General features: G+C 70.1%; 3 protein-coding genes. 1 reads left to right on the top strand and 2 read right to left on the bottom strand.

Features of this window, described 5'->3' with window-relative positions; all coding sequences use genetic code 11:
- Positions 1-259: 259 nt before the first annotated feature.
- The gene (efeO, locus tag ND748_RS26760; protein WP_374216044.1) at positions 260-1,417 is read right to left on the bottom strand and encodes an iron uptake system protein EfeO; all 1,158 of its coding nucleotides are present in this window, start codon (positions 1,415-1,417) and stop codon (positions 260-262) included.
- Between the two features lie 103 nt (positions 1,418-1,520).
- Complete coding sequence (gene efeU / locus ND748_RS26755) at positions 1,521-2,411, bottom strand: iron uptake transporter permease EfeU (RefSeq protein ID WP_251748985.1); 891 nt, start codon at positions 2,409-2,411, stop codon at positions 1,521-1,523.
- Positions 2,412-3,599: 1,188 nt separating this feature from the next.
- Here efeU and ND748_RS26750 point away from each other — a divergent pair.
- A partial coding sequence (locus tag ND748_RS26750) for an NUDIX hydrolase (protein WP_251748984.1) occupies positions 3,600-4,174 on the top strand: 575 nt, incomplete at its 3' end.

Here is a 4,174-nt window from a genome sequence, read left to right as displayed (position 1 = left end):
TCCGCGCAGCCCGCGGCGGTGGCCGCGACCACGCCCGCCCCGGCGAGGCTCGCGGCGCCGAACAGCGCCCGTCGGCGCGACAACGCGACTCGCTCGGCCATGTCGATACCCCTTCTCCCGTGGGTCAGGGGGTTTCTCCCACGGGTTGGGGGCCGGGCGACCGCCCGACCCCCCAACCCTTCTGACCTGGTCATTCGCGGCGCACGGCCACCCGCGCCCCGTCCTGCCTGGTGTGCTGCCCGGCTCCGCCGGGGCCGGACTAGCTGACGACGACCCCGGCGACCTGGGACAGCGGCTCGGCCAGCGCGTCGACCGCCTGGGACAGGCCGCGACGCTGGTCCTGCGTCACCTTGTCGTAGCTGACGTAGCCGGTGCCCTCCTTGTACGGGGAGAGCGCCTGGTACAGCGCGGTGAAGCGGGTGCGCACCGTGCTGGCGAGCTTCGGGTCGAGCGACTTCAACGCCGGCTCCAGCAGAGTGAACGCCTTGTCCGCACCCTCGATGTTGCCCTGCATGTCGAGGAGGTCGAGCTTGCTGTACCGCTCCTCCTCGCCAGTGATCTTCGTCTTGCCGACCTCGTCGAGCAGCTCGGTGGCGCCGTTGGCGATCTGCGCCGGCTGGAAGGTCGCCTTGGCCACGAGCGTGTTGAGCTTGCCGACGTCGGTGTTGAGCTTGTCGGCGATCGGTCCGGTGCCCGCCAGCGAACGGTCGGCGAAGATGGCCTTCTCCAGCCGGTGGAAGCCGGTCCAGCTCGCCGCGTCGGGTGCGTCGTCGATCCGCGCGTCGATCGCGGGGTCGAGATCCCCGAACGACTCGGCGACCGGCTCGATCCGCTCGTAGTCCAGCCGCGGTGCCGCGTAGAGCTTGGCCGACTGGTCGAGGTCGCCGGCCTTGACTGCGGTCACGAATGCGCCGGTGGTGGTGACCAGGTCCGCGACCTGCTGGCGGACGTAGGTGGCGTAGCCGGTGGTCGCGGCGGTCAGCGCCGTGGTGACCTCGGCGCCGCGGGTCGCGGCGGCGGTCGCGCCGGCGGCCTGGGTGACGGTGAAGTCGACCTTTTCCGTGTCCGCGCCGGGGCAGTAGAGCTGGTATTTGCCGGCCTTCACATTCAGCGAGAACGTCCCGGACAGGCCGGGGGTGAGGTTCTCCTTCTCCCCGAGAATGGTGTCGCCGTCGACCAGCTCGGCCTCGGTGACGTCGCCCGCGTCCTTGTTGACCACCTTGAACGTGGTCGGGCCGGACGGAATCGTCGCTACGTCCGGCGTACACGCCTTCGAGGTGATCGTGACGTTCACGGTCTGTTTCGCCCCGGCGGCGCCCGAGCCACCGGAGCTGCCCGAGTCACTTCCTCCGCAGGCGGCGGCGCCCGTCGCGATCACAACCGCGATGGCGCTAAACGCGACAGGTGCGCGGCGCACGTGTGCCCCCAAATTTCTAGGTTCTGTTTTCAGTGAGATGGATACCTGACGCGCATGTTTGGTTCCGGTCATGCCCGCCCCCGGGGTCTGGGGGCCCGGCCGGTCACTGGGCTGCGGGAGCCGGGTCGGTGGTCGCGGCACCCGCGGGGTCCCGCGCGGCGGGATCTGTGGGCCGGGCGGCGCCGGGCGGGCGACGGCGGGCCGGCCAGGCGACGTAGGCGGCCAGCGGCACCAGGTACACCAACCAGGCGACGACCTCGGCGACCACGGGTCGGGGCTGCAATCCCAGCACTCCGGTCAGCACGCTCGCCAGCGGCGTGCCCGGGCGGACCAGCCACGACAGGTCGAACGTCCGCTGCTGGCCGGTGTTGAGCCAGCCCGCCTCGTGCGCGGTGTGCGCCGCGGTCGCCAGCAGGCCGGCGGCGATCAGGACCAGGACGAAGCCCGTGACGCGGAAGAAGCGCGCCAGGTTGATGTGCACGCCGCCGCGGTAGATGGCGACGCCCACCGCCACCGCCGCCAGCACGCCGAGCAGCGCGCCACCGCCGGCGGTGGCCGGCGAGGTGCTCGCGTTGAACGCCGCGATGAGGAACACGGCCGTCTCGAACCCCTCGCGCAGCACGGCCAGGAAGGCCATGAGCACCAGCGCCCGGGTCGAGCCGGTCTCCAGCGCCGACGCCGTGGCCGATTCCAACGATCCGCGCAGGTCACGGGAGTGGCGGCGCATCCAGACCACCATGTAGGTCACCATGGCCACCGCGATGAGACCGATGACCGTCTCGAGCCCCTCCTGCTTGCGCTGGGGCAGCTCGCGGTCCAGGACGTGCAGCGCGATGCCGATGCCCAGGCACAGCAGCAGCGCGAGCGAGACGCCGAGCCACACCTGGCGCAGGGCGTCCCGGCGGTCCCGCTGCCGGAGGAAGGCCGCGACGATGCCGACGATCAGCGACGCCTCGAGGCCCTCTCGAAGGCCGATCACAAACGTGGGAAGCAAACCCTGCCTCCGTTTCTCCTCGCCCGCGGTCTCGGCGCTGCCTATGCGCGGCCCGTCACCTGCGGTTAGCCTCAGCTAAGTTAGGGCAACCTAACGGAGTTGGCAAGAGAACCGGGATGGATGGTGCGGGCCGGGGCATCGCGGCCGCCGGCTCCGCCCGCGCGCCCGCGACCTGCCCGAACGATGGTCATGCCCCGCCGCGGCGCCTTCGGTCCGCGGCCCTGCGCTCACTCGTTGACGCGAGCCGGAGGCATTACCCCACTCTTCGCATCAGGCAGTCACCAGTGGTGCGTGGATGAACCGTCAAGGTGGCATTCTGGGCCGCTTTCCGGCCCCGCGGCTGCTCAGGCGGACAGGATCTGCGGGTTCGCCAGACCAGTGACGCGCTCTTGGGTCATCCTCAGCTACTCGACCGAAAAGTGCTGGGATGGCCGTCGATCGGCCGAGATGATGGGAATCACATCGCGGCGGCGGTCGGCAGCGGGTACCGGGGTAGACCGTTACTCACGGTGGTTGGCTTCGGGGTGGGTGTGGTCTCCACGGCGGTCGGGCGGCTGCCGCCGCATCGGCCTGCGGTCGGGGGAGATGCGGTCGGGCGGGCGGGGCGGTCCCGGGCGCCCGACCGGCCCGCCGGCGTGGACGCATCCGCAGATACGGCTGATTTTTGGCTCGAGGGCACGCGTGTGCGTAGACCTGGAGCTCGAATCTCCGCTTCCGCGGTTCTGTAATCCCTAATTTCCTCTGGTGCGCGACGATCCTGAGTGGACTGCACCGTTCACCTCGGTCCGGTCGGAAGGCGGGATCCTTCCGTATCGTCGACACTGCCCGCCTTAGTTGGCACAACAGCTCGTCCCGGATGCTCGGGGCGCCGCAGATGTCAACGAAATGAACGCGCGATCTCGTGGATTATGCTCGGCTGGAAGTTCATGCTTCCGGCGCGTGGTCTTCCTCGTGGTCGCCGCGAATCGCTGGCGAGGCCGGCCATTTCGTGGTCGGGTATCGGTGATGCGGCTGCGCAGGCGGTCCGCTTCGTGGCTGCCGGCCTGATCGTCAGTCCTGCGCCAGATGGGGACGGACATGAATGAAGATCGTGAGTGTTCCAGTATGACGGACGGAAGCGGATCTCATAACGGAGCGCATTTCGTCGGACGCGAACAGCGTTCGCCGGAGGGGGCGGCGGACTGCGCGGTGGACGCTGGAGTGCCCACCGTGACCCGATCGGCCACCAGTAGCGAGTTCCCGCCCATGGCGCAGCCCTATGTAGCCGCCGGCGCCCTGTTCTTCGACGAGGACGGCCGGGTCATGCTCGTCGAGCCGTCCTACAAGCCCGGGTGGGACATTCCGGGCGGTTTTGTCGAGCCCGGAGAATCTCCGTACTCCGCCTGCGTGCGTGAGGTGGAAGAGGAAATCGGCATCACCCCGCCGATCGGCGAGCTCCTCGCGGTCGACTGGGCCCCGCGCCCCAAGGACGGCTGGCTGGAGGGGGAGATGCTGCTGTTCGTCTTCGACGGCGGCCTGCTGCCCGCCGCCTGGCGTGAGCGCATCCGACTCGACATGGATGAGCTCGTCAACTTCGCCTTCGTGCCGGTGGACGAGGTCGACCGGTTGCTCCCGCCGCTGCACGCCCGCCGGGTCGCCGCGGCCGCCCGCCTGCGGCGCACCCCGCACCGGGCCGGCTACCTCGAGCACGGTGAGCAGATTCCCGTCCAGACCATGGCGCGTGGGACGGCCGGGCGGGACGCGGTGCGCCGTGCCCCCGGCCC

Origin of the sequence: Frankia sp. AiPs1 (genome assembly GCF_023716945.1) — a bacterium.
Classification (GTDB): Bacteria; Actinomycetota; Actinomycetes; order Frankiales; family Frankiaceae; genus Frankia.
The sequence above is the reverse complement of the archived record's forward strand: the minus strand, read 5'-3'. Positions and strand labels throughout refer to the sequence as shown.